This is a genomic window from Streptomyces asoensis (genome assembly GCF_013085465.1).
Classification (GTDB): Bacteria; Actinomycetota; Actinomycetes; order Streptomycetales; family Streptomycetaceae; genus Streptomyces; species Streptomyces cacaoi_A.
The window spans coordinates 3,446,962-3,469,736 of record NZ_CP049838.1; the positions used below are offsets into that span (position 1 = coordinate 3,446,962).

Below are 22,775 nucleotides of genomic sequence, written 5' to 3' on the forward strand. Positions count from 1 at the left end.
GCGGCGAAGCGGCCGGGGCTCAGCCCTTGAGTGCCTCGTAGGACACGCCGGTCAGCCGCTCGGAGGCGGCCCACAGGCGCTCCCCCACCCGGTCGTCGAGGGTCCAGGGTGCCCGCCGCGACGGCGCCGGCGCCCCGCGCCACATGGCGAGGGACGGCCCGGTGAACGAGTCCGGGCGGACACCGGGCGCGGTCGCCGCGTACAGGGCGGGCAGCGCGCCCGCCTCGGCGGATTGGGCGAAGACCCGGTTGCCGAGCGCCATCAGCCGCTCGGCGACCCGGCGCCCCTCCGCCCGGGGCCCCGCCGTCTGGAGGTTGGTCGCCGCGTACCCCGGATGCGCGGCCGCCGCGACGACCTCGGCCCCGGCCGCCGTGAGCCTGCGCGCCAGCTCGTGCGTGAAGAGCAGGTTGGCGGTCTTCGTACGTCCGTAGGCGATCCAACGCCGGTATGTGCGTTCGGAGTTGAGATCGTCCGGGTCGATGTTGCCGAGCAGGTGGACCATGCTGGAGACGGTCACGACCCGCGTCGCGCCGGCCGGTCGGTCCGCCGCGGCGAGCAGCGCGGGCAGCAGCAGCCCCGTGAGGGCGAAGTGCCCGAGATGGTTCACCCCGAACTGCGTCTCGAACCCGTCGGCGGTGGTGCCGTACGGCATCGCCATCACGCCCGCGTTGTTGACGAGCAGGTCGAGCCGGTCGTAGGGCAGGGCGTCCGCGAACTCCCTTACGGAGGCAAGGTAGCCGAGATCGAGCCGCCGCAACTCCGCCTTCGCAGCGGGCACTTCCTCACGCAGCCGCCGGACGGCCTCCCGCCCCCGCGTCTCGCTGCGGCAGGCGAGCACCACCCGCGCCCCCTTGCGGGCGAGCTCGCGCGCGGTGACGTACCCGAGCCCGCTGTTGGCCCCGGTGACGACGGCGGTGCGACCGCCCTGGTCGGGGATGTCGTGCGCGCTCCAGCCTGACATGGCCGTACTCCCTCCGCGGTGTGCACGGCCCGCGGTGCGCACGGGCAGCAGTGCACGGCCCGCGGTGTGCACGGGCAGCCTACGGCGCTCCCGGTCACCCATCCCGCATCTCCCCGTTACGACATGTCCACGACACAGCTACCCTGCGCTTCTAGCGTTCGGCAGCGCACGACCCTGAACGACCCCGTCGCCGGGACCGGCGTACGGGCCGGTTCACCACACCACCCCTGGGAGTGAGCGTGGAACGTCGTACCTTCCTGCGTGCGGCCGCGATCGGCGGCTCCTCCGCCGTACTCGGCGGAACCCTCTGGCGCGGCGCCGCCTACGCCGCCCCGGCCCAGCCCGGCGCGGGCCCGTACGGGGCGCTCGGCGCGGCCGACGCCAACGGCATCCGGCTCCCGAGCGGTTTCACCAGCCGGGTGATCGCCCGCTCCGGCCAGACGGTGTCCGGGACCTCGTACGCCTGGCACAACGCCCCTGACGGCGGGGCCTGTTACACGGACGGCACGGGCTGGATCTATGTCTCCAACTCGGAGATCAACCCGTCGGGCGGTGCGAGCGCGGTGAAGTTCTCCGCGACGGGGACGATCACGGCCGCGTACCGCATCCTCTCCGCCACCCGCCAGAACTGCGCGGGCGGCAAGACCCCGTGGAACACCTGGCTGTCCTGCGAGGAGGTCGATCGCGGGTACGTCTACGAGACCGACCCCTGGGGCACGAAGGCAGCGGTCCGCCGGGACGCGATGGGCCGTTTCAAGCACGAGGCGGCCGCCGCCGATCCGGTCCGCAAGGTGCTCTACCTGACCGAGGACGTGACCGACGGCTGCTTCTACCGTTTCCGGCCGACGAACTGGGGCGACCTGTCCTCGGGGACGCTGGAGGTCCTGGTGGCCGGCACGGCCACGAGCGGCCCCGTGACCTGGTCCCCGGTGCCCGACCCGACCGGCGCCACCGCCACCCGCAACCAGGTCTCCGGCGCCAAGCGCTTCAACGGCGGCGAGGGCAGCCACTACGCCGACGACACCTGCTGGTTCACGACGAAGGGCGACAACCGGGTCTGGCAGTACAACGCGGCCGCCCAGACGATCGAACTCGCCTACGACGACTCGCTGGTGACGTCCGGCACGGCCCCCCTCACCGGGGTGGACAACGTCACGGGCTCCGACTCCGGCGACCTGTTCGTGGCGGAGGACGGCGGCACCATGGACATCTGCCTCATCACCCCCGACGACGTGGTCGCGCCCTTCCTGCGCATCGACGGCCAGTCGGGTTCCGAGATCACGGGCCCGGCCTTCTCCCCGGACGGCACCCGTCTGTACTTCTCCAGCCAGCGCGGTACGAGCGGCAGCTCGTCGGGCGGGATCACCTACGAGGTGAAGGGGCCGTTCCGGGCATAGGGACGCCTGGGCAGGCACTTCGGCTTGCGGGCCAGGATTGACAGGAACTCGACAGCAGAACGGAGGAACGCGGCCGGGCGGCGGCTCGTTACTCGCCAACGAAGTCCCAGCGGAGTGAGACCGCACACCGGCGGCCACCGCCCCACCCGGCATGGCCGCGGTTCGCCGTGTCACGCCGTACGCGGAGTCACACGGTTGGCAGAGTCACACCGTTCGGAGATCACACCGTTCGCAGAGTTACGCCGTTCGCCGCCCGCACCCCACTCACGGAGGCACGTAACCATGACCCCCGCTCCCACCCCCACGCCCGCCCCCACCCCGTCCCGCCGCACCGTCCTCGGCGGCGCGGCCCTGGCCGCCCTCACCCTGACGGCCGCGGCGGCCCCCGCCGCGACCGCGGCCCCCTCCCCTTCCGATGCCGCCAAGTCCCGTACCGGTGAGGCGGGTTGGCTGACCGAGTACTCCCTCCCCGACGGCTGGCTCCCCGAGGGCATCGCCATCGGCGGCAAGCCGTACGCCTACCAGGGCTCCCGCGCCAACGGCGGTATCCTCCGCACCGACCTGCGCACCGGCGAGGGCACGGTCCTGTACGCGGGCGGCACCGGCCAGGTGTCGGTCGGCCTGAAGCTCGACCACGACGGCCTGCTGTACGTGGCGGGCAGCACGGGAGTGGCGCGGGTGGTCGACTCCCGCACCGGCGAGCTGGTGACGACCCACCAACTCACCCCAGCGGCAGGCCACTTCATCAACGACGTGACCCTGCTCGGCGACCGGGCCTGGTTCACCGACTCACGGGCCGCCGTGCTGTACGGCGTCCCGCGCGGCCGGGCCGACGGCGAGATCCGCGCCCTTCCGCTCACCGGCGACTGGGTCCAGCTCCCCGACGTGAACAACGCCAACGGGATCGTCGGCACGCCGGACGGCCGAGGCCTGATCGTCGTCAAGAGCACACCGGGCGAGCTGTACAACGTGAACCTCAGGACCGGCCACGCCACGAGGATCACGCTGGTCGGCGCGTCGGACGTGGTGAACGGCGACGGCCTCTACCGCATCGGCCGCACGCTGTACGTGGTCCAGAACCGCCTGAACCTGATCAGCGTCTGGTCCCTGGACCGCACGGCGACCACCGCCACCCTCACCCGCACGATCACCGACCCCCGCTTCGACGTCCCCACCACGGCCGCCCGCTACGGCGACCGCCTCTACCTGGTCAACGCGCGCTTCACCAGCCCACAGCTCCCGGAGACGACCTTCACGGCGGTAGCGGTCTCGATCTGACGAACCGTCCGGCCTGACGGGGGGCCGGGGGGCCGGGGGGCCGGGGGGCCGGGGGCGGCACTCGACGAGCGAGGGTGCCGCCCCCGCCCCCGCCCCCGCCCCTCCCCGGCGACCGGGGCGATGCGCACAGAAAGTCACAGAACGGCCACTCCTCCCACACCTCACGCAAGACGGCCATACCGTCGTCCCCTCACACCACAGCTCGGGGGGACATACATGAGCAACCCGTACACCACCGCGCCCACCCAGAACCCCACCCCCCGGTGGGCCAGGAAGAGATACGTCCTGCCCGCCCTCGCCCTGGCCCTGTTCCTCGGCGCGGGCATCGGCGGAGCCGACGGCGGCACCACGACGGAGGCGAAGCCGACGTCCGCCGAACCGCAGCCCACGGTGACCGTGACGACCACGACGACGGAGACCGCCGTCCCCGAGCCGGCGGGCACGGTGACCGCCACGGCGACGGAGACGGTGAAGGTGACGAAGACGGTCACGGCGAAGGCGGCGGCGAACGAGGCCGACTCCGGATCCGACGAGTCCGACAGCTCAGCCGATTCCGCCGACTCCGCCGACTCCGCCGACTCCGGAAGTGCCTACTACGCCAACTGCACGGCCGCCCGCGCGGCCGGCGCCGCTCCGGTCCGCGTGGGCGACCCTGGCTATGGGCGCCACCTGGACCGCGACGGCGACGGCGTGGGCTGCGAATAGAGGAACAGGGAACGAAGGCGCGAGCCGCCGCCGGAGTCGTGGACCCGGTACGCCCGGCGACCGCCGGCGTTTGCCGAACCGGCAACAGAACTCGCGACTTGCGTGCCGGGACCGCACCCTCGGAACCGATGGACGATCTCAAGTCTCGGAGGGTCGATGTCGCAGCAGACCGCGAACGACGTGAAACACCGCCTGGTCCCCTCGCCCGCAGGCCGTGTCCACGTGGTGGAGCAGGGTGAGGGCCCCCTGGTCCTGCTCGTGCACGGCTTCCCCGAGTCCTGGTACTCCTGGCGCCACCAGTTGCCGGCGCTGGCCGCGGCCGGGTACCGCGCGGCCGCCCTCGACGTCCGCGGCTACGGCCGCTCCTCCAAACCCCGTGCCACGGACGCGTACCGCATGCGGGAACTGGTGGAGGACAACGCCGCGGTCGTCCAGGCCCTGGGCGAACGGTCCGCGGTGATCGTCGGTCACGACTGGGGTGCGACGATCGCGGCCGACTCCGCCCTGCTGCGCCCGGACGTCTTCCACGCGGTGGGTCTGCTGAGCGTCCCCTACACCCCACCGGGCGGACCGATGCCGAGCGAGGCCTTTGCTCACATGGGCGGGACGGGCGGGGAGGAGGAGTTCTACGTCTCCTACTTCCAGGAACCGGGCCGCGCCGAGGCGGAGATCGAGCCCGACGTACGGGGCTGGCTCGCGGGCTTCTACGCCGCCCTGTCCGCGGACACCATGCCGGCGGCGGGCTCCCCCGACCCCCACTTCGTCACCCGGGGCGGAAAGCTGCGCGACCGCTTCCCCACCGGGGCGCTGCCCGCCTGGCTCACCGAGGCGGATCTCGACGTCTACGCGGAGGAGTTCGAGCGAACCGGCCTGACCGGCGCCCTGAACCGCTACCGCAACATGGACCGCGACTGGAAAGACCTCACGGCCTTCACCGGCGCCCCGATCACCCAGCCGGCCCTGTTCATCGCGGGCGCCCTCGACGCCTCGACCACCTGGCTGGCCGCCGCGATCGAGGCATTCCCCACCACCCTCCCCGGCCTCTCCGCCTCCCACATCCTCGAAAACTGCGGCCACTGGCTCCAACAGGAACACCCCGAGGCAACAAACCAACTCCTGACCACCTGGCTGTCCACCCTGCCGACCTGAACACCCACCGCCACAGCATCAGGGGCGGCACCCCCACCCACGGGTGCCGCCCCTACACACATCCGACCGCCGGTCATCAGTCGCGCCGAATCAACTCCGGATCGATCCGCCGCCCGACCAGCGGCAGCGCGCCGAGCGCGGCGACGACCACGACGCCGAGCGCGGAGGCGAGAAGCAGCGGCAGCCCGGCCCCGTCCCAGAAGACGGCCCCGCCACCAGTCACCAGGTAACTGGACTCCGCCATCTTCCCGGTCACCACCGCGAGCACGAGCCCGACGGCCAGGGGCAACACGACCTGCGCGACCTGAACGGCCCGGAGTGTCCGAGGCCTGGCCCCGAGCAACGCCAGGGCAGTGACCTGCGGTCGGCGTTCCACGGCTCGATCGGTGGCGGCGACGAGGTACGCCGCCACCCCGATGATCAGGCCCAGGATCATGCCTACGGCGAGGAGGGTCTTGATGACGGTGATCTGCTGGAGAGCGGCGGCGTCCACGCCATCCGTCTCGACCTCGATCGTGGGGTCGACCCCGGCGATGCCTTCGAGTACGGAGCGAACGGTCTCGGGGGCGGCGCTGCTGAGGAGCTTGAGGGTGGCTCGGTCCTCGGGACGGAATCCGGCGGGGAACAGGGACGGTGGGATCAGAACAGCGCCGCTGCTGACCATCTGCGCTGCCGTGTCGTCGTGATACTTGATCGTCTGACGCGGCACCTGCACGTTGACGACCCGGCGCTTGCCTTCGGAGTTGCGCAGGTGGAAGGGGAAACTGCTTCCTGGCTTGCTGGACTCGTCGTAGGTGTGGTCCTGAACCATCAGCCGGGCCGGTCGTCCGTCGACGCAGTTCTCGACCACGGACGCCATCCTGCGCAACTGTCCGCAGGTGGCGATCACGGCACTGATGCTCGTCCATTCATCACTGCCGGGTTCCGTCCAAGACTGCGTCTGAATGGCGTGGCTGCGGACGCCCGGGACCTTTGTGAGAGCCCGCTCCTTGTTCTCGGGAACATCGTCGAGCGCCATGGTGTAGAGCTGGACCGGCGAGGTGTTCTTGGACACCTGATTCAGCTCGATGAGCACGCCCTGCGTGAGCGACGCCGCGTAGACCAGCAGCACCAGGCCGGTCGCCACGCGGAGAGCACCGCCCGGTTCCACTTCGTTGCGGCGCATGGCGAGACCAAGAGACAGCGAACCCGTGGCACGGGCAACCGTCCTGGCCAGGGCGCGCGAGAGGATCGGCAACGACAGCACGAGGCCGGTACCGACCAGCACGACGGCGAGCGGCATCAGAATCGCGGAGAACGACGTGTCCGTGGGTACGTTCCCCGTGGCGCCGGCCACGCAGTATCCGATGACGATGCCCAGTCCAGGAACAAGCGGGAGCAGGCCCCACAGACGCGGCGGTTTCTCCACGGCACTGCGCCGCACGGCCAGCGGGTTGACCGCGGCCTTCTTCGCTCCGACCCGGCCCACGAACCAGGCAAGCGCCGGACAACCCACCAGACAGACGAGGAGCGCGGTCCCGGACAACGCGCCATCGGCCGGGTACCACTTGAACCCGGGCAGCCCCATCCGCGCCACCAGTTGGTTGACGACCCAATAGGCACCCAGACCGAGCACGGCTCCCAGCAACGCGGCAGCGACGGTCTCGGCCGCGTTGACACGCTGTGTGCCCTTTGTGCTCAGCCCGAGCAGGCGCAACGCGGCCAGCCGCCTCATACGGGAAGCGGCGGACAGCCGGGCACACACGGAAAGGAACACTGCCAGCGGCAGCAGTACGACACCTGCCAAGGTGAAGCGCAAAATGTCGAGCGTGGAGGGCTCCACGGTCGGGAAGCGCGCATATTTCCAACCGAATTCCGACAAGTGGCCACCCCCCTTGAGCTCTTCGGGTCTGGCGCCGACGTACGCGTAGAGCTCGTCAGGCTGGGCCAGCCCCTGGGCGGAGATGAGGCCGACCTCGTTCCCGGGCAGAAGTTGAGAAAGGCCGGGATCTCTGTTCAGCAGCTCGTGCAGCCGAGGGGATACGAACACCTCACCGGGGCCCGGAAGTTCAGGCAGGCCGGGTGGCGGGGTGATGGGCGCCGCGCCTGTCTGCGCGACGAAGATCCGGGTGAGGGGTTCGGAACCGTAGGGGTCCAGTCGGGTGAGGGCCAAGCCAGGCGCTCCCCTTGCTGTTGACGTGCAGCTACCTCGCCCATTTGAGCAATCTGGCTCACGGGCGGCCTTGCGGGCGTCCTGCGCGGCCAGGATGCCCGGAATCGCGAGTACAACAGCCAGACAGCACACCCCGATCGCGCTGCCCACCACCATGAGCAGGAATCGAATGCGGGCGCCCCGGTCGCTGCCCAGCAATAGCCGCAATCCCAGTAGAAGTTCTTTCACGATGCTTCCCGTACCTGCGCCGTGAGCACGCCGTCACACATGACATAGCGATCGTCCGCCCGATCCGCCACCTGCGTGTCATGAGTCACGAGCACCACAGCGGTGCCTTGTGACCGCGCCAGGCTGAGAAACTCCTCCAGGACAGACGACGCATTGCTGCTGTCGAGCGAGCCGGTGGGCTCATCTGCGAAGATGACGGCAGGCTTGTGCACCAATGCCCTTGCGACTGCGACACGTTGGCTTTGCCCTCCAGACACCTGCGACGGACGCCGTCCGCGTAGATCTGCGAGACCGAGCCGCCCCAGGATCTCACCGGCCGCAGCGAGGGCTTCAGCCTTGCGCTGTCCAGCCAGTCTCAGCGGCAGCGCAGCGTTCTCCTCTACCGTCAGCTCGGGTAGAAGTTCACCGTATTGAAAGACGAATCCGAACCGCTCGCGACGAAGCATGCTCAGTTCCTCGTCGTTGAGAGTCCCGAGGGATTGCCCATCGAAACGGACCTCGCCGCGCGACACCGGGAGCACCCCGGCCAGGCAATAGAGCAGTGACGACTTCCCTGACCCGCTTTGTCCCGTGATCGCCGCAACCTGCCCCCGCCTCAGCGAGAACTCCACGTTCCGGACAGCCGTCGTCTCACCGTAGAGGAGGTCAACCCCTTTGGCAGACAAGACTTCTGACGTATTGATCTCATTCTCCCATCAAAGGAACGAGCCCAGGTATATGCACCTGGGCTCGAGAAGGTGGACAGACTCAGCCACGGTCCCAGTCGTGCGTGAAGGTCTCGAGAGGTGCACAGTTGTCCGGACGGAGGGTGCCCCGGTCGCGACACACTCGGAGCTTCGCCCTGCTGATGTATCGCTGAGCACCGTCCCAATTCGACTGGTGCAGTCGAACCGAACTCCGCTGCTTTCCGTAGTACCTCACCCAGTCGTGCCCCTGGACCTGGACCTCGACATAGACGTTGTGGCGGTCTCCAGCAATCGTGTCAGTGATCCGCCCCCACCATTCGAAGGCACCGTGATTTACGCCGGGACGGTTGAGCTTGTAATACCCCCCGCTGAATTCAACGCCCGCCGATTCGAGGTGCGGGATACCCCCCTCCGCCGGCGAAGCAACTGCCGCCACCGCCCCGCCGAACATCAGACCAACCGCAGCCAAGCCGAGCACTGCCCTCTTCATGCATGCCTCCGTAACCATCAGCGACGCGACCATCGCCAGGAGTAACGGACTGTAGCGGCACGTAAGTTGACAGAAACGATCTATCGCCCCACAACCATCACATCAGGCGATCGACTTCCAGCCACGGCGCCACAAAAAGGTCACCATCGCGCCACCGGCAGGTCAGGACGCCGCCCAGGTGAGGGTTTGGGAGCCGTGCAGGTGGGCGTAGGTGCCGCCGTGGGCGAGGAGGTCGTCGTGGCGGCCCGTCTCCACGAGGTGGCCGCGGTCGACGACGAGGATGCGGTCGGCGTCGGGAGCCAGGTTGAGGTCGTGCGTGATCATGATGGTGGTGCGGCCCGCCATGAGTCGGCGCAGCGGTTCGACGATGCGCCGCGTGGCGATCGCGTCCAGTCCGGTGGTCGGTTCGTCGAGGACGAGGACCGGCGCGTCGCGCAGCACGGCCCGCGCGATGGCGAGGCGCTGTAGCTGGCCGCCGGACAGCCGTGCGGAGTTGGGGTCGATCCAGGTGTCGTAGCCCTCGGGCAGCGCGGTGATGAACTCGTGCGCGTCGGCCGCCCGGGCCGCCTCCTCGATGGCGTGGTCACTCGCGCCGGGCCGCCCGCAGGCGATGTTCGCGCGGACCGTGTCGTGCAGGACGAGGGTCTCCTGCGGCAGCAGCGTGACGTACTCGCGCAGCCGCTCGAGCGGGAAGTCGTGCAGCGGGATGCCGTCCAGGAGGACGGAGCCGGCGTCGGGGTCGTAGAAGCGGAGGAGGAGTTTGGAGACCGTCGACTTGCCCGCGCCGCTCGGGCCGGTGATGATCACCAGCTCTCCCGGCCGCGCGGTGAAGGTCAGCGATTCGAGGGCCGTGGTCGGTGCGCCCGGGTAGCGGAAGGAGACGTCGTGCAGCTCGACGAAGCCGTCGGGGCGTCCGGTCTCCCGCCGGGTGGAGCCGGCTCGGTCCGCGACGGCGGGCCGGGTGTCCAGCACCTCGACGAGCCGTTCGGCGCCGGCGGTGGCGGCGGAGATCAGGAGGCCGAGCTGGGCGAGGCTGCGGATGGGCGGGTAGAGGTAGCTGAGGAGGGCGGCGAAGGCGAGCAGTTGCCCGAGCGTCATCTGGCCCTCGGAGATCTCCCAGACCCCGATGCCGATCACGGCCAGGACGCACACGGTCTCGATGACCTGGACGAGTTGCCCGTACGCCTGGTTGAGGCGGGCCGAGCGGACGGCGGCCCGGAACCACGCCGTCGCCTCCCGGCTCAGCCGGCGGCGCTCGGCGTCCTGGCGGCCGTACGCCTGGGTGAGGACGAGGTTGCCGAGCGACTCCTCCACCACGGAGGTGACCGCGCCGTCGGCGACCCGGCCCTCGCGTGCGACGGACCGGACGCCGGCGGCGAACTTGCGGGCGGCGAGCCAGAAGAGAGGGGCGAGGACGAAGGTCGCCGCCGCGAGTTCCCAGCGCAGCCAGAACGCGGCCGCCGCGTAGAAGACGGCACTGAACAACGCGGACGCCGTGCCGATCAACCCGGAGACGGCCATCTGCTCGATGGCCTCGACGTCGCCGGTCAGCCGGGAGAGCAGATCTCCCTGGCGGTGGCGCTGGAAGAAGTGCGGGGGCAGTTTCTGCACATGGTCGAAGACGTGCTCGCGCAGCCGCATCACGAACCGTTCCGACACCCAGACGGCGAGGGAGCCGCCCGCGTACCCGACGGCCGCGCCCACCACGGCGATGCCGAGCCACTGGGCCGCCGGGGACCAGAAGGCGTCCAGTGAGCCCTTCTGGAGCGCGTTGTCGGTGAGGTCGCCGAACAGCAGGATCGCGGCGGTCTCGGCGAGCGCGCCCAGCACGGTGCAGAGCCAGACGCCCACGAGCCAGCGGCGCAGCCCCTTGGTCATGGGCCAGAAGCGGCGGAAGGCGGTGCGGGGCGAGAGGGCGGGGGGCACCGGGGGCGTGCCGTTGTGGTCGCCGGGGACTTCATCCGTGCCACGGGTGGCATCCGTGCCATGGGTGTCGCGGGGGGCGTGGGCGTGACGGGGGTCATGGGTGTCGCGGGGGGCGTGGGCGACACCCACTATCGGCAGGCCGTATTCGGACAGTTCCATACCCGGTGGGATATGCCGAGGATAATCGGCCCCTGAATACTTCTCGGGCGCACGCATATTTCTCCCCTCACATTCGACCGGGTGCACAGTGTTTCCGTTACTTCGCCCGATCGGCGGGAGGGCCGCCGGAACACCGGCGGCCCTCCCCTTTCACCAGAGATTTCCAGGGCTTTCCAGGGATTTCTCGGTCAGACGCCGGGCCGCTGAGGCACGGGCTCACCGGGACGCGGACGACGGCGCCTCGACTGCTGGGCGGGCGGGGGAACCTGACCGGGATTCGGGTTCGGGTTGGCGTTCGCATTCGCGTCCGCGTTCCGCCGAGGGCCGAGCGGTGCAATCACCCTGAAGCTCATAGCGACTCCTTCTGAGTTTGCAGCATCTGCACGGGAAGGGAATTCCGTACGAGCAGGTCATGGATCAGAGTCGTCACCCTGAGCGATCCCGCTGCCCGATGAGAAGGAACTTAACACGCCCCGTCAGGACCCGAAGAGAAAACTCAGAATTCAATGCGCGAAAACATGCTGTGAAAACCTTGTATTTTCCTTGGTATTTATTAGGAGTGCCGCATTGACCTGCGCGAATTGATCAGCACGGCGGCCGGCGCGGGAGAACAGTGCAGGCGGACAGCGCAAGAGGACGGCACCCCCGCACAGGGTGCCGTCCTCCGTGGTGCGCCGGGGCCGTCGCCGATCGGTGAGGGTCGGGGACCGGCGGCGGCTCCGGGGTTATCGGGGCGTCAGCGGTGGTCGCTTCCCGCCGACTGCGAGGCCGCCCGGCCCGCCTCCAGCCGTGCCACCGGGATCCGGAACGGCGAGCAGGAGACGTAGTCGAGTCCCACCTCGTGGAAGAAGTGGACGGACTCCGGGTCGCCGCCGTGCTCGCCGCAGACGCCGAGCTTCAGGTCGGGGCGGGTGGCGCGGCCGGCCTCCACCGCCAGCTTCACCAGGGAACCCACGCCGTCCCGGTCGATCGTCTCGAACGGGCTGACGCCGAAGATGCCCTTCTCCAGGTAGGCCGTGAAGAAGGAGGCCTCGACGTCGTCGCGGCTGAAGCCCCACACGGTCTGGGTCAGGTCGTTCGTGCCGAAGGAGAAGAACTGCGCCGCCTCGGCGATCTGACCGGCGGTGAGCGCGGCGCGCGGCAGCTCGATCATCGTGCCGATCGAGAGCTTCAGCTGGACGCCGGTCGCCGCCTCCACCTCCGCGATGACCTCGTCGGCCTCCTCGCGGACGATCTCCAGCTCCTGGACCGTGCCGACGAGCGGGATCATGATCTCCGCGCGCGGGTCGCCCTTCGCCGTCTTGCGCTCGGCCGCGGCCTCGGCGATCGCCCGTACCTGCATGGTGAACAGGCCGGGGATGACCAGGCCGAGGCGTACGCCGCGCAGGCCCAGCATCGGGTTCTGCTCGTGCAGGCGGTGGACGGCCTGGAGGAGCCGGAGTTCGTTCTCGTGGGGCTCCTGACGGGACTCCGCCAGGGCCACGCGGACCGACAGCTCGGTGATGTCGGGCAGGAACTCGTGCAGGGGCGGGTCCAGGAGCCGGACCGTGACCGGGAGTCCGTCCATCGCCGAGAACAGCTCCACGAAGTCCTGCTTCTGGAGCGGCAGGAGTGCCTTCAGCGACTCCTCGCGCTCGGTCTCCGTGTCCGCGAGGATCAGGCGCTCGACCAGCTCACGACGGTCGCCGAGGAACATGTGCTCCGTACGGCACAGACCGATGCCCTGGGCGCCGAAGCGGCGGGCGCGCAGCGCGTCCTCGGCGTTGTCGGCGTTGGCGCGTACGCGCAGGCGGCGCTTGCGGTCGGCGAACGCCATGATCCGGTGCACGGCCTCGACCAGCTCGTCGGCGTCGTTGGCGCCCGCGTGCATCCGGCCCTCGAAGTACTCCACGACGGGGGACGGGACCACCGGGACCTCGCCCAGGTAGACCTTGCCGCTCGAGCCGTCGATGGAGATCAGGTCGCCTTCCTCGACGACATGGCCGCCCGGCACCGTCATCCGGCGGCGCTTGGTGTCGACCTCGAGCTCCTCGGCACCGCAGACACAGGTCTTGCCCATGCCGCGGGCCACCACGGCCGCGTGGGAGGTCTTGCCGCCGCGCGAGGTCAGGATGCCCTCGGCCGCGATCATGCCGTCCAGGTCGTCGGGGTTGGTCTCGCGGCGGACCAGGATGACCTTCTCGCCGGAGCGGGACCACTTGACGGCCGTGTACGAGTCGAAGACCGCCTTGCCGACCGCCGCGCCCGGCGATGCCGCGATGCCCCGGCCGACCTGCTGGACCTTCGCCTCGTCGTCGAAGCGCGGGAACATCAGCTGGGCGAGCTGGGCGCCGGTGACCCGCTGGAGCGCCTCGGCCTCGTCGATCAGGCCCTGGTCGACGAGCTGGGTGGCGATGCGGAAGGCCGCGCCCGCCGTGCGCTTGCCGACACGGGTCTGGAGCATCCACAGCTGACCGCGCTCGATGGTGAACTCGATGTCGCAGAGGTCCTTGTAGTGGTTCTCCAGCGTCTCCATGATCTGCATCAGCTGGTCGTACGACTTCTTGTCGATCGACTCCAGCTCGGCGAGCGGGACGGTGTTGCGGATGCCCGCCACCACGTCCTCGCCCTGGGCGTTCTGGAGGTAGTCGCCGTAGACGCCCTGGTGGCCGGAGGCGGGGTCGCGGGTGAACGCCACGCCGGTGCCCGAGTCGGGGCCCAGGTTGCCGAAGACCATCGAGCAGACGTTGACGGCCGTGCCCAGGTCGCCGGGGATGCGCTCCTGGCGGCGGTAGAGTTTCGCGCGGTCGGTGTTCCAGGAGTCGAAGACCGCGTGGATGGCGAGGTCCATCTGCTCGCGCGGGTCCTGCGGGAAGTCACGGCCGGCCTCGGTCTTGACGATCCGCTTGAACTTGGTGACCAGCTTCTTGAGGTCGGCCGCCTCCAGCTCGGTGTCGACCGTGACCTTCTTCGCGGTCTTCGCCGCCTCCAGCGCGTCCTCGAAGAGCTCGCCCTCGACGCCGAGGACCGTCTTGCCGAACATCTGGATCAGGCGGCGGTAGGAGTCCCAGGCGAAACGGTCGTCGCCGGCCTGCTTGGCGAGGCCCTGGACCGACTTGTCGGAGAGGCCGATGTTGAGGACCGTGTCCATCATTCCGGGCATCGAGAACTTGGCGCCGGAGCGGACCGAGACCAGCAGCGGGTCGTCGGCCTGGCCGAGCTTCTTGCCCATGCGCTGCTCCAGCGCGTCGAGGTGCGCACTCACCTCGTCACGCAGTGCCGCCGGCTCCTCGCCGCTGTCGAGGTAGACCTTGCAGGCCTCGGTGGTGATGGTGAAGCCCGGAGGGACGGGAAGGCCCAGGTTGGTCATCTCGGCGAGGTTCGCGCCCTTGCCGCCGAGGAGGTCCTTGAGCTCCTTGTTGCCCTCGGTGAAGTCGTAGACGAACTTCACGCCCTCAACGGTCGCGGCCTGCTCGGCTACCTGGAGATCTTTGTTTTCCGACACGGGTCTCGACTCCTCGAGGACGCGGTGGCTGCCCTGACGGCCAGGAACATACCCAGATCGAAGGCTCCTGGGTACGTCCACTCGCGCGTCATGTGCCCGTAACCAACCGTCCGCCAGCGGATCGAAAGTCAAGGCTTGGCAAGCGCACGGCCGCCGATGTTTTCACTTCTTGAACGCAAGCACCTCCTGAGCGCCTCTCACATGCCCCATATTACGCTCAGATGAGCACTGTGCGGCACGATTGATTTCGATCGATGAACGATCAATGGGTGGCACTGAGTGCCACCCATTGGAGAAGTGCAGTCGCTCTTGAATCGCTCATCTGAGCACTGCCCCCCTCAGGGGTGGCGAGAATCACGCTGGAATCAGCCTTGCGCGGACGCCCCGATTTCACGATGCGGACGCACCCGAAGACCCGCCCAGGGGTGGAAACCTGCTCGTCACACGAGCATCCCGGGGGTTCCCGGGAGTCCCGTCACACGAGCGTCCCTCACACGCCGAGCGCCAGCAACCGCTCCTCGGCCCGCTCCGGCGCGTACAGGTGTTCCACGACCAGCGCACCCGCTCCCACCAGCCCCGCCCGCTCCCCCAGCCGCGAGGTCACCACGTCCAGATGAGCCGTGGAGCGGGGCAGCGCGCGCTGATAGAGCAACTCGCGCACGCCCGTCAGGAAGGCGGTTCCGGCCAGATCTCCGGCGATCATCAGAACCCCGGGGTTGAGCAGCGTCACGACGGTCGCCAGTACGTCCCCGACCCGGCGGCCCGCCTCACGGGCCAGCGCGGCCGCCTCCGGATGGCCGGCCGCGAGCAGGTCGCGCACATCCGATCCCGACGACGCCGGAACCCCCGACTCCGCCAGCCTCCGCGCCACGGCGCCACCGCTGGCGACCGCCGCGAGACAGCCGTAGGAACCGCAGCGGCACAGCGCCTCCGCACCCACCCGGATGTGCCCGATGTCGCCGGCCCCGCCGTCGATGCCCCGGAAGATCGAGCCGCCGACCACGACCCCCGCGCCTATACCGGTCGACACCTTGACCAGCACGAACGCCGAGCAGTCGGCGTATCCGGTGCGCTGTTCGCCGTACGCCATGAGGTTCGCGTCGTTGTCGACGAGGACGGGGACCGTCACCGCGCCTCCGTAGCCGCCCGCGTTCCCGCCCGCCGTCCGTTCGGTGAAGGCGCGGGACAGGCGGCCCCGTATGTCGTAGCCGTCCCAGCCGGGCATGATCGGCGGCTGGACGACCCGGCCGGTCTCGCTGTCGACCGGGCCGGGCACGGCGAGTCCGATGCCGCACACCTCGTCCGGCCGGTGGCCCGCCTTCTCCAGCAGCTCGGCGAACCAGCCGCCCAGCTCGCCGAGCACCGCGTCCGGCCCGTCCTCGATGACCAGCGTGCCGCCGTGCTCGGCCAGGATCTCCCCGGTCAACGTCAGCACGGCCGCACGCGCGTGCCGCGTGTCCAGGTCCGCCGCCAGGACGACGGCGTGGGCGTCGTCGAACTCCAGGGTGATCGAGGGACGACCACCCAGCGGGGAGTCGACCGGGCCGCCGGCCCCCTCGCGCAGCCAGCCGGCGCGGAAGAGGCGGTCCAGACGCTGGCCGACGGTGGCGCGGGAGAGGCCGGTGGCCTGCTGGAGGGCACCACGTGTCGTCGCCCGTCCCCTGCGCACCAGTTCGAGCAGATCTCCGGCGCTGGCCTGGCCTCGTCCCGTCATGCGCACCCCCTTGTGTTTCTCAAGCCTGCATTACATATTGAGTTTTGCGTGTTAAATAGACGTAACCCTATGGTAGCCACTGCCGAACCGGTCGGCCTTGTCGTCTTCGGGGAGCCCCGAGTGGATCGCACTGCCCAGCTCATCGCCCGCCCGGCGGAGTACGCCGTTGCATACGATCCGGCGGGTCCGCCGGGTCCGCCGCACTTCGGGGCGCCGGCACCCGGGACTCCGCACCTCGCGGCTCTGCACCGCAGGGCGGCGAACGTGCTGGCGGGCAACTGGACGGGCACGTCGACGGTTCCCTCACCCGGTCTGTACCCGCACCAGTGGTCCTGGGACTCGGCCTTCATCGCCATCGGCCTGCGGCACGTCTCGCCGCGCCGGGCGCAGACGGAGCTGGAGACGCTGCTGGACGCCCAGTGGGGCGACGGGCGCATCCCGCACATCGTGTTCAACCCCTCCGTGCCGCTCGACGCGTACTTCCCGAGCCCGGACTTCTGGCGCTCCTCGACCGCGGGGCGCGCTGCGGGCGCCCCGCGCACCGTACAGACCTCCGGCATCGTGCAGCCACCGGTGCACGCGCTCGCGGCCTGGCTGGTGCACTGCGCCGACCCGGGACTCTCGCGCGCCCGCGGTTTCCTCACCCGGGTGTACCCCCGGCTGGCCGCCTGGCACCGCTATCTGCTGCACCGGCGCGACCTGGGCGGGGGCGGGCTGGTGTCCGTCGTCCATCCGTGGGAGCAGGGCATGGACAACGCGCCGAGCTGGGACGCGCCGCTCTCCCGGGTCGCCCCGGCCCCGGCCCGCTCCTTCCGGCGCGCCGACCTCGACCACGGGGCGCCCGAGGACCGTCCGACGGACCTGGACTACGGCCGGTACGTGCGGCTGGCCACGGAGTACCGGGACGGCGGATACCGCGACGGCGGAGTGCGGGACGCCGGAAACCACGACGGCCGAGTGCAGGACGGCGGACACCGGGACCACCGAGTTCAGGACGGCGGGTACCGCGACGGCCGAGTGCAGGACGGCTGGGACGAGGACGGCCTGACGCAGGACGGCGGCTACCGCGCCGGGCGAGTGCAGGACGGCGGACACCGGGACCACCGAGTTCAGGACGGCGGGTACCGCGACGGCCGAGTGCAGGACGGCTGGGACGAGGACGGCCTGACGCAGGACGGCGGCTACCGCGCCGGGCGAGTGCAGGACGGCGGACACCGGGACCACCGAGTTCAGGACGGCGGGTACCGCGACGGCCGAGTGCAGGACGGCTGGGACGAGGACGGCCGGAAGCGGGACGGCGGGCACGAGGACGGGCCCGGTGCCGGTGGTCATGGCGCCGGAGGCGCGGAGTTCGCCGTCGAGGATCCCGCCTTCAACGCGCTGCTCATCGCCTCCGAGCACGCCCTCGCGCGCATCGCGTTCGAGCTGGGCGCGACCGGCACGGCCCGGCACGCGCGTGCGGAGCGGCTCACGGCGGCCCTCGTCGAGCGGCTGTGGGACCCGGCGGAGGGCATGTTCTTCTGCCGTGATCTGCGCGGCGGGGATCCGGACCCGGGCCGGCGCCCGCTCACCGGCGCCCTCGTCCCGGAGCGTGGAGTCTCCGGTCTCGTCCCCCTCCTTCTGCCCGGCCTGCCGCGCGAGGTGGCCACAGCTCTCGTGCGCACCCTGCGCGGGCCGCACTTCGGCCTGGGCACCACCACCCGCCTCGCGCCCAGCTACGACCTGCTCGGCGAGGCCTTCGACCCGCACCGCTACTGGCGCGGCCCGGCCTGGTTCAACACGAGCTGGCTGCTCGAGCGGGGCCTCAGGCTGCACGGCGACCAGGCCGGCGCGGACGCCCTGCGCCGGGCCGTGCTGGACATCGCGGACACCTCGGACTTCGCGGAGTACGTCGACCCGTACACCGGCGAGGCCTGCGGCGCGACCGGCTTCAGCTGGACCGCCGCGCTCACGCTCGACCTGCTGCACGACGACACCACGTCAGGCACGGGTGTCATGGCCGGCCCGGGAATCCCGGCCGGCACGGATATCACGGCTCTCAAGGGAGGGGACCGGGGATGACGGACCGGCATCATCTGCTCGTGTACGGCGGGACGTTCGCCGCCGTGGGCGACCGCGGGGACATCAGCGGTGTACGGGGCTCCGGGGTGGCCGACGGGTCCCCCGAGGGGTTGTTCGTCAGGGACGCCCGGCACCTCAGCCGCTGGCAGCTGACGGTCGACGGCGCCGTACCGGAGGTGCTCTCACCGGTCGCGGACGGGGACACCACGCGGTGCGTGCTCGTCCCGCGCGGCGGCCGCAACGAGCCGCCGTCCTGCACGCTCTTCCGTGAACAGGCCGTCGGCGACAGCTCGTTCGTGGAGTCGCTGCGGGTCGTCAGCAACCGCCCGGTGCCGACGACGGTCCGCCTCGCGGTCACCGCCGACGCCGACTTCACCGACCAGTTCGAACTACGCTCCGACCACCGTACGTACGCGAAGACCGGCGTCGTCCGCCGCCGCCAAGTCCTCGACGACGGCGTGGAGTTCACCTACCGGCGCGGTGAGTGGAAGTCCTGTACGACGGTGACGGCCGAGCCCGTGCCGGACGGCGTCGAGGAGACCGGCACCGGCGCCCGCCGACTGGTGTGGAAGCTGGAGCTCGAGCCGCACGGCTCCGCCGAGCTGACCCTGCGGGTGATGGCCCGGCCGCACGGCGAGAAGCGGGCCCTGCGGGTGCCCCGCTCACCGGCCTCGGTCACCGGGCAACTCCTCGCGCAGGAAGGCGAGTTCGTGGAGGGCGTGGCCTTCCCGACCGGCTGGCCCGAGCTGGCCGCGGCCTGTGCGCGCGGTCTCGCGGACCTGGCCTCGCTCCAGGTCCAGGCGACCGGGCCGGACGGCGAGGAACTGCGCGTCCCGGCGGCGGGCGCCCCCTGGTTCCTGACCCTGCTGGGCCGTGACGCCCTGCTCACCTCGCTCTTCGCCCTCCCCTACCGGCCCCGCCCGGCCGCCGCCACGCTGCTCGCGCTCGCCGCGGCCCAGGCCACCGAGACCGGCCCGCGGACGGTGTCCCAGCCCGGCAAGATCGTGCACGAGGTGCGGCACGGCGAACTCGCCCACTTCGAGCAGGTCCCGTACGGCCGCTACTACGGCTCGGTGGACGCGACCCCGCTGTTCCTCGTCCTCCTCGGCGCGTATGTCGAGCAGACCCGTGACATGACGCTGGCCCGCCGGCTGGAGCCGCACGCCCGCGCGGCGATCGGCTGGATGCTGGACCACGGCGGGCTCACCTCCCGCGGCTATCTGGTGTACCGGGCCGACCAGGGCGGTCTGGCCAACCAGAACTGGAAGGACTCCCCCGGCGCCATCTGCTCCGCGGACGGCACCCGCGCGACCGGAGCGGTGCTGGCGGCGGGGGCCCAGGGCTACGCGTACGACGCGCTGCGCCGCACGGCGTGGGTGGCGCGCACGGTGTGGGAGGACGAGAAGTACGCGGCCCTGCTGGAACAGGCGGCAGCCGACCTGCGGGACCGGTTCCAGCGGGACTTCTGGATGCGGGAGCGTTCCTTCCCGGCGCTCGCCCTGGACGGCGAGGGCCGCCAGGTCGACGCCCTCGCCTCGGACGCCGGGCATCTGCTCTGGTCGGGCCTGCTGGACAAGGAGTACGGGGAGGTCGTCGGCCGGCGGCTGCTCGAACCGGACTTCTTCTCCGGCTGGGGCGTGCGCACCCTGGCGTCCGGGCAGCCGGCGTACCACCCGCTCTCCTACCACCGCGGTTCGGTCTGGCCGCACGACAACGCGCTGATCACGCTGGGCCTCGCCCGCTACGGCCTGCACGACGAGGCCCGTACGGTCGCCCATGCGCTGGTCGACGCGGCGACCGCGACCGGACACCGCCTCCCCGAGGTGCTCGCGGGCTACGGCCGTGACACCCACGCGGAGCCGGTACCGTACCCGCACGCGTGTGTACGGGAGTCCCGTTCGGCGGCGGCCCCGTTGGCGCTGCTCACGGCGGTCGGGGGCGCGTGACCGGCTGCTTGGCGCGCCGTTTGCGCGGTGTTTGCCGAGCGCTGGCCGAGGGGGGCTGAACGCGAGCCGAGGGCAGCCCGTACGAAACTGTGGCGGATCCGGCCCCATGCCGGATCCCCCGAACCGCCGGGCTTCGTACGGAAGGACCCTCGGGTGCCTGTCACCACTCGCTCATCCCAGCCGCCCACACCGCAAGACCCCGAGGACAACACCACCGAAGCCGTGGAACCGACGGAGAGCGAGGACCCGGCGCAAACCGGAGAACCGGCACCGCCCAGCGCCCCGGCAAAGGCCGGAGACCCGGCGAAGACCGGAGAGTTGGCACCGCCCGGAGACCCGGCGAAGACCGGAGACCCGGCGGAGACCGGAGACCCGGCGAAGGCCGGAGACCCGGCGGAGACCGGAGAACCGGCACCGCCCGGAGACCCTGCGGAGACCGGAGAGCCGGCACCGCCCGGAGAGCCGGCACCGCCCGGAGACCCGGCGAAGGCCGGAGAACCGGCGGAGACCGGAGACCCGGCGAAGGCCGGAGAACCGGCGGAGACCGGAGAACCGGCACCGCCCGGAGACCCGGCGGACACCGGAGAACCGGCGAAGGCCGAGGCGTCCGCCGCCGCATCCGAGGGCCCGTCCGGGGCGCCGTCCGGAGTCACTTCCGAAGACCGGTCCGGAGTCACTTCCGAAGACCCGCCCGGAGTCACTTCCGGCGATGCCTCTTCCGAGTCGGCGCCCCGCGGTCTCCGGGCCCGGGTCGCGCACTGGCGTGCCTGGCGGACCCGGCACCCGCGCGCCGCGCAGGTGCTGTGGTGGACGGTGACGGTGCTGTCCCTCGTCCTCGTCCTCGGGGCCCTGGTGCTGCCGAACCGGCTCGTCGCCCTCCAGGTCAACCGGTTCACCCGGCTGCCCGGGGAGGCGATCCTGGGCGCGGCCCTGCTGCTGGCGCTGCCCCGCCGGCCGCGGGTGGTGGTCGCGGCGACGGGCGGTGTGTTCCTCGGGGCGCTGACCGTGCTGAACCTGCTCGACATGGGGTTCGTCGAGTACCTGGGCCGCGACTTCGACCTCGTCCTGGACTGGGGCCTGCTGGACGACGCCCAGTCCTACGTCGCGGACTCGATGGGCCGGGCGACGGCCGTCGGCGCCGCGGTCGGCCTCGTCCTGCTCATCGTCCTGCTGTTCGCGGGCATGGCCATGGCGACGGTCCGGATCAGCAACCTGATGGTGCGCAACACCCGGGTGGCGACCCGGGCCACACTGATCGCCGCCACGGTCTGGGTGACCTGCTCCGTCGTGGGCCTTCAGAACGCCGGGGTGCCCGTCGCCTCCTACCGCACCGCGAACGCGCTCGCCAACGAGGCCAGGCAGGTCCGCGACACCCTCCGGGACGAGGCGGCGTTCGGGAAGGTGGCCCGCAGCGACACGTTCGGGGCCACCCCGGCCGCTCAGCTCGTGCCGGACCTGCGCGGCAAGGACGTGATCTTCACCTTCATCGAGAGCTACGGCCGCAGCGCCATCGAGGATCCGGGCATGGCGCCGGGCGTCGACGAGACGCTGGAAACCGGCACCGCGGCCCTGACGAAGGCCGGCTTCAGCGCGAAGAGCGGCTGGCTGACCTCGGCGACGTACGGCGGCAGCAGCTGGCTCGGCCACTCCACCACCCTGTCCGGCCTGTGGGTCGACAACCAGCAGCGCTACCGCACGGTCATGGCCAGCGACCATCTGTCCCTGACCAAGGCGTTCCAGAAGACCGGCGCCTGGGACACGGTCGGCATCATGCCGGGCGTGCAGAAGGGCTGGCCGGAGCAGGAGTTCTACGGCCTGGACAAGGTCTACAACGCCTTCCAGATGGGCTACCAGGGGCCGAAGTTCAGCTGGTCGACCATGCCCGACCAGTACGCCCTGGAGGCGTTCCAGCGGCTGGAGCACGGCCGCACCGACCGCGACAAGCCGCTGATGTCGGAGATCATCCTGACCTCAAGCCACCAGCCCTGGGCGCCGATCCCGAAGATGGTCGGCTGGGACGAGCTCGGCGACGGCTCGGTGTTCAAGGACATCGAGGCGGACGGTGAGAAGGCGTCCGACGTCATCGCCGACTCCGACAGGTCCAAGAAGGAGTACGGCAAGTCCATCCAGTACTCGGTGACCGCCCTCACCCAGTGGCTGGCGCGCTACGGCACCGACGACACCGTCCTGGTGTTCCTCGGCGACCACCAGCCCATCAGCCGGGTCAGCGGCAACAACGCCAGCCGGGACGTGCCGATCTCGATCGTCGCCAAGGACCCGAAGGTCCTCGACAAGATCGCCGCCTGGAACTGGACGGACGGCCTGAAGCCGGCCCACGACGCCCCGGTGTGGAAGATGAGTTCCTTCCGCGACAGGTTCCTGAAGGCGTACGGCTCGACCCCGCACCCGTCGTCGGGCTGAGCGGCCGACGGGCGTCGT

The 22,775-nt window shown here is 70.7% G+C and carries 14 protein-coding genes; 7 read left to right on the forward strand and 7 right to left on the reverse strand.

The window, feature by feature from the left end; genetic code table 11:
• Positions 1–19: 19 nt before the first annotated feature.
• Complete coding sequence (locus G9272_RS15425; RefSeq protein ID WP_171397117.1) at positions 20–961, reverse strand: oxidoreductase; 942 nt, start codon at positions 959–961, stop codon at positions 20–22.
• A gap of 239 nt (positions 962–1,200) precedes the next feature.
• On the opposite strand from G9272_RS15425, the gene G9272_RS15430 reads away from it, so the two are divergent.
• The 4 genes from G9272_RS15430 (at position 1,201) to G9272_RS15445 (ending at position 5,490) form a co-directional block, all read left to right on the forward strand.
• On the forward strand, positions 1,201–2,358 hold the full coding sequence (locus G9272_RS15430; protein ID WP_171397118.1) for an alkaline phosphatase PhoX: 1,158 nt from the start codon (positions 1,201–1,203) through the stop codon (positions 2,356–2,358).
• A 282-nt stretch (positions 2,359–2,640) separates the two neighbouring features.
• Positions 2,641–3,636, forward strand: coding sequence for an SMP-30/gluconolactonase/LRE family protein (locus G9272_RS15435; RefSeq protein WP_171397119.1), 996 nt, complete (start codon positions 2,641–2,643; stop codon positions 3,634–3,636).
• A gap of 216 nt (positions 3,637–3,852) precedes the next feature.
• Positions 3,853–4,341 carry an excalibur calcium-binding domain-containing protein gene (locus G9272_RS15440; protein WP_171397120.1) on the forward strand — a complete coding sequence of 163 codons (489 nt, stop codon included), beginning with the start codon at positions 3,853–3,855 and terminating at the stop codon, positions 4,339–4,341.
• 156 nt (positions 4,342–4,497) lie between these two features.
• Positions 4,498–5,490 (forward strand): alpha/beta fold hydrolase, encoded by a 993-nt coding sequence (locus G9272_RS15445; protein WP_171397121.1) that lies wholly within the window; start codon positions 4,498–4,500, stop codon positions 5,488–5,490.
• Positions 5,491–5,566: 76 nt separating this feature from the next.
• Here G9272_RS15445 and G9272_RS15450 read toward each other — a convergent pair whose 3' ends face one another.
• The 6 genes from G9272_RS15450 to G9272_RS15475 all read right to left on the reverse strand — a co-directional run bounded on the left by G9272_RS15450 (position 5,567) and on the right by G9272_RS15475 (position 16,329).
• Positions 5,567–7,870 carry an FtsX-like permease family protein gene (locus G9272_RS15450; RefSeq protein ID WP_171397122.1) on the reverse strand — a complete coding sequence of 768 codons (2,304 nt, stop codon included), beginning with the start codon at positions 7,868–7,870 and terminating at the stop codon, positions 5,567–5,569.
• Positions 7,867–8,481 carry an ABC transporter ATP-binding protein gene (locus G9272_RS15455; RefSeq protein WP_253267816.1) on the reverse strand — a complete coding sequence of 205 codons (615 nt, stop codon included), beginning with the start codon at positions 8,479–8,481 and terminating at the stop codon, positions 7,867–7,869. Before G9272_RS15455 ends, G9272_RS15450 begins: the two co-directional genes overlap by 4 nt.
• A 136-nt stretch (positions 8,482–8,617) precedes the next feature.
• Positions 8,618–9,046 carry a hypothetical protein gene (locus tag G9272_RS45290; RefSeq protein WP_253267817.1) on the reverse strand — a complete coding sequence of 143 codons (429 nt, stop codon included), beginning with the start codon at positions 9,044–9,046 and terminating at the stop codon, positions 8,618–8,620.
• Positions 9,047–9,208: 162 nt separating this feature from the next.
• Positions 9,209–10,924 carry an ABC transporter ATP-binding protein gene (locus G9272_RS15465; protein ID WP_253268200.1) on the reverse strand — a complete coding sequence of 572 codons (1,716 nt, stop codon included), beginning with the start codon at positions 10,922–10,924 and terminating at the stop codon, positions 9,209–9,211.
• A 943-nt stretch (positions 10,925–11,867) separates the two neighbouring features.
• Complete coding sequence (gene ppdK / locus G9272_RS15470; RefSeq protein ID WP_171397124.1) at positions 11,868–14,615, reverse strand: pyruvate, phosphate dikinase; 2,748 nt, start codon at positions 14,613–14,615, stop codon at positions 11,868–11,870.
• A 490-nt stretch (positions 14,616–15,105) separates the two neighbouring features.
• Positions 15,106–16,329 carry an ROK family protein gene (locus G9272_RS15475; protein ID WP_171397125.1) on the reverse strand — a complete coding sequence of 408 codons (1,224 nt, stop codon included), beginning with the start codon at positions 16,327–16,329 and terminating at the stop codon, positions 15,106–15,108.
• Positions 16,330–16,449: 120 nt separating this feature from the next.
• Here G9272_RS15475 and G9272_RS15480 point away from each other — a divergent pair, with 120 nt between their 5' ends.
• From G9272_RS15480 to G9272_RS15490, 3 genes are all read left to right on the forward strand, one after another.
• Complete coding sequence (locus G9272_RS15480) at positions 16,450–18,390, forward strand: MGH1-like glycoside hydrolase domain-containing protein (protein WP_171397126.1); 1,941 nt, start codon at positions 16,450–16,452, stop codon at positions 18,388–18,390.
• Positions 18,387–20,336, forward strand: coding sequence for an amylo-alpha-1,6-glucosidase (locus G9272_RS15485; protein WP_171397127.1), 1,950 nt, complete (start codon positions 18,387–18,389; stop codon positions 20,334–20,336). The genes G9272_RS15480 and G9272_RS15485 overlap by 4 nt, the downstream gene beginning before the upstream one ends.
• 318 nt (positions 20,337–20,654) lie before the next feature.
• Positions 20,655–22,757: a CDP-alcohol phosphatidyltransferase gene (locus tag G9272_RS15490; RefSeq protein ID WP_437184367.1), complete on the forward strand. Its 2,103-nt coding sequence runs from the start codon at positions 20,655–20,657 to the stop codon at positions 22,755–22,757.
• Positions 22,758–22,775: the final 18 nt, after the last annotated feature.

What these genes read in the sequence shown, in the direction of transcription:
- G9272_RS15425 (WP_171397117.1), bottom strand. Translation starts at nt 961, where the DNA reads ATGTCAGGCTGGAGCGCGCACGACATCCCCGACCAGGGCGGTCGCACC.
- G9272_RS15435 (WP_171397119.1), top strand. Translation starts at nt 2,641, where the DNA reads ATGACCCCCGCTCCCACCCCCACGCCCGCCCCCACCCCGTCCCGCCGC.
- G9272_RS15440 (WP_171397120.1), top strand. Translation starts at nt 3,853, where the DNA reads ATGAGCAACCCGTACACCACCGCGCCCACCCAGAACCCCACCCCCCGG.
- G9272_RS15445 (WP_171397121.1), top strand. Translation starts at nt 4,498, where the DNA reads ATGTCGCAGCAGACCGCGAACGACGTGAAACACCGCCTGGTCCCCTCG.
- G9272_RS45290 (WP_253267817.1), bottom strand. Translation starts at nt 9,046, where the DNA reads ATGAAGAGGGCAGTGCTCGGCTTGGCTGCGGTTGGTCTGATGTTCGGC.
- G9272_RS15465 (WP_253268200.1), bottom strand. Translation starts at nt 10,924, where the DNA reads ATGACCAAGGGGCTGCGCCGCTGGCTCGTGGGCGTCTGGCTCTGCACC.
- G9272_RS15475 (WP_171397125.1), bottom strand. Translation starts at nt 16,329, where the DNA reads ATGACGGGACGAGGCCAGGCCAGCGCCGGAGATCTGCTCGAACTGGTG.
- G9272_RS15485 (WP_171397127.1), top strand. Translation starts at nt 18,387, where the DNA reads ATGACGGACCGGCATCATCTGCTCGTGTACGGCGGGACGTTCGCCGCC.